The organism is Phenylobacterium sp., assembly GCF_030654915.1.
In the GTDB taxonomy this organism is placed as follows: domain Bacteria; phylum Pseudomonadota; class Alphaproteobacteria; order Caulobacterales; family Caulobacteraceae; genus Phenylobacterium.
The window spans coordinates 1-5,528 of the sequence record NZ_JAURWM010000274.1; the positions used below are offsets into that span (position 1 = coordinate 1).

The following is a 5,528-nucleotide window of genomic DNA, read 5'->3' on the forward strand; positions in this document are numbered from 1 at the left end:
GACGTCAGCGGGGCGATCGTTCACTACAATTGGCGGGTGTCTGAGTTTTGGGGCTGCGCGCTCGCTGGCGCCCGGCCGTTCGCGGATGGTCTGCGTTTGGCGTCGAGCCAGGCGGTCGTGGCCGAGGTGCTGGCCACCGGCGCACCCGTGAAGGAACGCGAGATCACGCTCGAACATCCCAATGGCCGCGAGAGCAGCCTGCTGGTCAACGCCGATCCGCTGTTCGACGACGACGGCGAACTGATCGGCGTGGTGAACTGCGTTCAGGACATCACCGAGCTTCGTCAGGCGCGCGACAAGCTGCGCGCGCGCCAGGGCTGGTCGCGCCGGGTCCTGGAATCGTCGCCGGTCGCGATCTACCAGACCGACGCCGAGGGCCTGGTGGTCGGTTTCAACTCGGCCGCGGCGCTGCTTTGGGGGCGCGAGCCGACGATCGGCGAGGATCGGTGGTGCGGGTCGTTCAAGCTCTACTGGCCCGACGGGACGCCCATGCCGTTGGAGACCTGCCCGATGGCGCAGGCGATTCGCGAGCGCAGGCAGATCGCCGGGGCCGAGGCCATTTTCGAGCGGCCTGACGGCAGTCGCGGCGCGTTCCTGGCCCATCCGACGCCACTGTTCGACCCCGAGGGCGAACTGGCGGGGGCGATCAATGTGCTGGTGGACATCACCGAGCGAAAGCGCGCCGAAGATCTCCAGAAGACCTTGCTGGACGAGTTGAACCACCGGGTGAAGAACACCCTGGCGACCGTCCAGTCGCTGGCCGCCCACAGTTTCCGCGACGGCGGCGATCCGGTCGGGATGCGCCAGGCGTTCGAGGCGCGGCTGATGGCGCTGTCAGGCGCGCACAATCAGTTGGCCGTCCGTCGGTGGGAGGCCGCCGACATGACGGACATCGTGGCCGGGATCCTGGGTCCCTATCGCGGAGACGCGGTGTTCTGCGAGGGACCCTCCGTGCAACTGCCGACCCCCGTCTCGGTGACCCTGGCCATGGTGCTGCACGAACTGGCGACCAACGCCGGCAAGTACGGCGCGCTGTCTCGCCACGAAGGCCGCCTGGTGGTGCACTGGACGCAGACTTCGGAAGGCCTTTCCCTGGAGTGGCGCGAGACCGGAGGACCGCCGGCGAGCGAGCCCCAGCGCGCCGGGTTCGGCCTTAGATTCATACGCGGCGCGATCGAGCGCGAGCTGGCCGGAGCGGTCGATTTCGACTTCGCGCAAACCGGTCTGCGCTGCAAGATCATCGCCCCACTCCCGGTTGCGTCTTGAAGCTTCAGTATGCCGTTGGAGGTCTCGCGACGGCCCATCTGATCACTCGCGTGCGACGCGAGACCACACGCCTGTCATTAAGCCTTGAAATGAACCCAATGGCAGGGCACACGGACCATCTGTCCTGCAAGCGGAGGCTGACGCCGCAAGACGTTTCGAGTTTCGAAACGAAGCGTTGGCAGCCTGGGCTTCGCATACCCCGCCAATCCGCTTCCCACCTCCAGGGCCCTGCATGTTTTCGTCCCTCTTCGGCGCTATCTCCAACGACATCGCCATCGATCTCGGCACCGCCAATACGCTGATCTACATGAAGGGTAAGGGCATCGTCCTGAACGAGCCCTCCGTCGTGGCGCTGCGCAATGTCGGTGGCCGCAAGGTCGTCCACGCCGTGGGCATCGAGGCCAAGCAGATGCTCGGCCGGACGCCCGGCCACATGGAGGCGATCCGCCCCATGCGCGACGGCGTCATCGCCGACTTCGAAGTCGCCGAAGAGATGATCAAGTACTTCATCCGCAAGGTTCACAACCGCAAGGGCTTCGTGAACCCGAAGGTGATCGTGTGCGTGCCGTCAGGCGCCACCGCCGTGGAGCGCCGCGCGATCAACGACAGCTGCCTGAACGCCGGCGGCCGTCGCGTCGGTCTGATCGACGAGCCGATGGCCGCGGCGATCGGCGCTGGCCTGCCGATCCACGAGCCGACCGGCTCGATGGTCGTCGACATTGGCGGCGGCACCACCGAGGTGGCCGTGCTGTCGCTGTCGGGCATTGTCTATTCGCGTTCGGTCCGCGTCGGCGGCGACAAGATGGACGAGGCGATCATCAGCTACATGCGCCGCAATCATAATCTGCTGATCGGCGAGACCACCGCCGAGCGCATCAAGAAGGAAATCGGCACGGCGCGGGCGCCGGCCGACGGCGAAGGCCTCTCGATCGAGGTCAAGGGCCGCGACCTGATGCAGGGCGTGCCGCGCGAAGTGCGTATCAGCGAAAAGCAGGCCTCCGATGCGCTGGCCGAACCGGTCGGTCAAATCGTCGACGCGGTGAAAATGGCTCTGGAAGCCACGCCGCCGGAACTGGCCTCCGACATCGCCGACAAGGGCATCATGCTGACGGGCGGCGGGGCGCTGCTGCGCGGCCTGGCCGCCGAAATTCGCGACCACACCGGCTTGCCGGTGACCGTGGCCGACGACCCGCTGTCGTGCGTCGCGCTCGGCTGCGGCAAGGTGCTTGAACATCCGAAGTGGATGAAGGGCGTTCTCGAGTCCACCCTGGCGTAGAATTCGCGAGTCGGCGCTTGGGGGAGGTCTCCCTGGCTACGTCTTGGAAGCGAGCAGGTTCAGGTGGCTCTTCGTGAGAATCCGTTCGGCGAAGTAAGGGTTCCGCTGGCATGGACGGCGGGGGTGGCCCTTGTCGTGGCCATCATCGTGGCCGTGGGCCTGCTGATGTCGGACCGGCGCGAAACCTTCAGATCAGAAGCTTACGGCGTGACCCGCCAGGTGGGCGACGCCGTGGCGGCTCCGGTCACCGGCTTTTTGGTGACGCCCGGCCGGTGGATCGGCGACGGCGTCGGTGCGGTGCGCGGATACTTCTTCGCGGTGTCCGAGAACAAACGGCTCAAGGCCGAGCTTGCCGAGGCGGCGGAGTGGAAGAACGCGGCGCTGACGCTGCGCGACACCAATAATCGCTACAAGGCCCTGTTGGGCCTGAAGACCGACCCGCCGATCCCGATGGTGGCGGCGCGAACCGTGAGCGAGGCGCGCGGCCCGTTCTCCAACACCCGCCTAGCCAACGCCGGCCGGGAAAAGGGCGTGATCTCGGGCAATCCGGTGATGAGCGAGAACGGCCTGATCGGACGGGTCATCGGGGTGACCGAGGGCGCGAGCCGGATCCTGCTGCTCACCGATATCGCCTCGCGCACGCCGGTGATGATCGAGCGCACCAACGCGCGGGCCATACTGACGGGCGACGGCGGCCCCAATCCCCGGCTGGAATATCTGCGCGGCCAGGAGCCGGTTAAGCCGGGCGACCGGCTGGTGACCTCCGGCGACGGCGGGGTGCTGCCGCGCGGTCTGCCGGTCGGCCTGGCGGTCAAGGGGCTGGATGGACGCTGGCGCGCGGTGCTGGCCTCCGACGCCGCGCCTGTCGATTTCGTGCGGATCCTGCTGTTCCAGGACTTCTCGCAGCTGACCGCCGCGGCGGCCGCTGAGCTCGACAAGATGCCGGTGCCCCCGCCGGCCAGTCCATTGCCCGCGGTAGGGGTGACGGCCAGCGGCGCGACTCCAGCAGGGGCCGCGGCGCCCGCCCCGAAGCCGCCGACCACGGCCGGCGCGGCTCCCGCCGCCTCGACAGCCAGGGCGCCCGCGCCCAAGACCGCTCCACCGCGCGCGCCGGCCCCCAAGGGCGCGACGCCGAGCCGGCCCGTGACGTCCGCGCCCGCGCCCGTACCCGCGCCGGCAAGCCCGCCGCCGGCCACGACAGAGGTTCCGTTCTAGGATGGGCGGCGCCCGTCCCCTGGCTCCTTGGCGCTGGCTCGGGGTTCCGCTTGTTCAGTGCCTGGCGCTGACCGTGCTGTTCTCGATGCCGTTCCGCATGTTCGGGCTGAGCCTGCCCGAGCCGATTTTTCCGATGGTGCCGGCCTTCGCCTGGGCGGTGATCCGTCCCTCGATGCTGGCCCCGCTGGGGGTGCTGGCCATGGGGCTGTTCCTGGATGTCTTCTGGGGCGCGCCGCTTGGTCTCTGGGCCTTGTCGCTACTGGTCACCTATGGGGCGGCGCTGGTCGGGCGCAGTATGATGGCAGGGCAGAGCTGGCCGGTGATGTGGGCCTGGTTCGCGGTCAATAGCGGCCTGGCCATGGGCGCGGCCTTTCTGTTCACGATGCTGGATTCTCACGCGACCCCGAGCCTGGTGGCCGTGGCGTGGCAATTCCTCGCGACGGCTATCCTGTTCCCCTTCGCACACCTGCTCATCGACCGGTTCGAGGATGCAGATGTCCGCTTCCGTTAGGTTCTAGCCGATGGCCGAACCGTCAATCTTCTTCTCCGAGGTCAACGAGCGGCAAGGTGTGTTCCACCGCCGTATGTTCCTGATGGGCGGCTTGGCGGGCCTCGGGCTAGCGGCCTTGGGCGGGCGGCTGGCGCACCTGCAGATCGTCGAGACCCAGCGCTACGAGAAGCTCTCGGCCTCCAACCAGTTCAACTTCCGCCTGGTGCCGCCACCGCGCGGCCTGATTGTCGACCGCGAAGGGGCGGTGCTGGCCTCGAACCGGCCGAACTTCCGCTTGCTGCTGTCGCGTGAGGACAATTCCGACCCGCAGGGAACACTGAAGATCCTGGCTAATTTCGTGCCGCTGGACGAGGCCCGCCAGAGCCGGCTGGTCAAGGACATCGAGCGCACGCCCAAGCGGGTCCCGGTGGCGGTCATGGAAGACATGACCTGGGACCAGTTCTCGGCGATCAACATCCGCGCGCCCGAACTGCCCGGCGTCACCGCCGACATGGGCGAGGTGCGGGTTTATCCGTATGGCGGCGCCTTCGCTCACGTGATCGGCTATGTGGCCAAGGTGAACCGCGAGGATCTGACCCCGACCGGCCCGAACTCGGACTCGATTCTCTTGCATCCCGGCTTCCGCATCGGACGCCAGGGGGTGGAGAAGGCGTTCGACCTGCCGCTGCGCGGCAAGCCAGGGGCGCGCAAGGTCGAGGTCGACGCCAATGGCCGCGAGGTCCGGCAGGACGAGGCAGGGGACATTCCGGCGACGCCCGGCAAGACCATTCAGCTGACCCTCGACGTCGACATCCAGAACCGCGCGCTTGAGGTGATGGGCGATGAGAGCGGCGCCATCGTGATGATGGACTGCCGGACCGGCGACCTGCTCTGCATGGCCTCGGCGCCCAGCTTCGACGCCAACCAGTTTGTACGTGGCCTGACAGGCGCCGAGTACAAGGCCTTGGCCAACTATGAGCGCCGGCCCTTGCTCGACAAGGCGATGACCGGGACCTATCCGCCCGGTTCGACCTTCAAGCCGACCGTGGCCCTGGCGGCCTTGCAGGCGGGGATCGATCCGGCGATCCGGGTGAACTGCTCGGGCGGCTGGTACTATGGCGGGCGCACCTGGCGGTGCTGGAAGCATGGCGGGCACGGCGCGCAGAACATGCACGACGCCATCAAGAACTCCTGCGACATCTATTTCTACCAGACCGCTCTGCGGATCGGCCCCGACTCTATTGCGCGGGCCGCCAACGCCCTGGGGTTCGGCAAGACCTT

At 67.7% G+C, this 5,528-nt stretch carries 5 protein-coding genes; all 5 read left to right on the forward strand.

All coding sequences use genetic code 11. The annotated features are described in order from the left end of the window. Nucleotides 1-1,266 (forward strand): sensor histidine kinase (locus Q7T84_RS14385; RefSeq protein ID WP_304810128.1); only part of this gene is annotated, 1,266 nt, incomplete at its 5' end. 232 nt (nucleotides 1,267-1,498) lie between these two features. After that, complete coding sequence (locus Q7T84_RS14390) at nucleotides 1,499-2,542, forward strand: rod shape-determining protein (protein ID WP_304810130.1); 1,044 nt, start codon at nucleotides 1,499-1,501, stop codon at nucleotides 2,540-2,542. Between the two features lie 63 nt (nucleotides 2,543-2,605). Further along, nucleotides 2,606-3,757 (forward strand): rod shape-determining protein MreC, encoded by a 1,152-nt coding sequence (gene mreC, locus Q7T84_RS14395; RefSeq protein WP_304810132.1) that lies wholly within the window; start codon nucleotides 2,606-2,608, stop codon nucleotides 3,755-3,757. Nucleotide 3,758: 1 nt separating this feature from the next. Next, nucleotides 3,759-4,268 carry a hypothetical protein gene (locus tag Q7T84_RS14400; protein WP_304810134.1) on the forward strand — a complete coding sequence of 170 codons (510 nt, stop codon included), beginning with the start codon at nucleotides 3,759-3,761 and terminating at the stop codon, nucleotides 4,266-4,268. Nucleotides 4,269-4,278: 10 nt separating this feature from the next. Continuing rightward, the coding region (locus Q7T84_RS14405) for a penicillin-binding transpeptidase domain-containing protein (RefSeq protein WP_304810136.1) at nucleotides 4,279-5,528 on the forward strand (1,250 nt) is incomplete at its 3' end.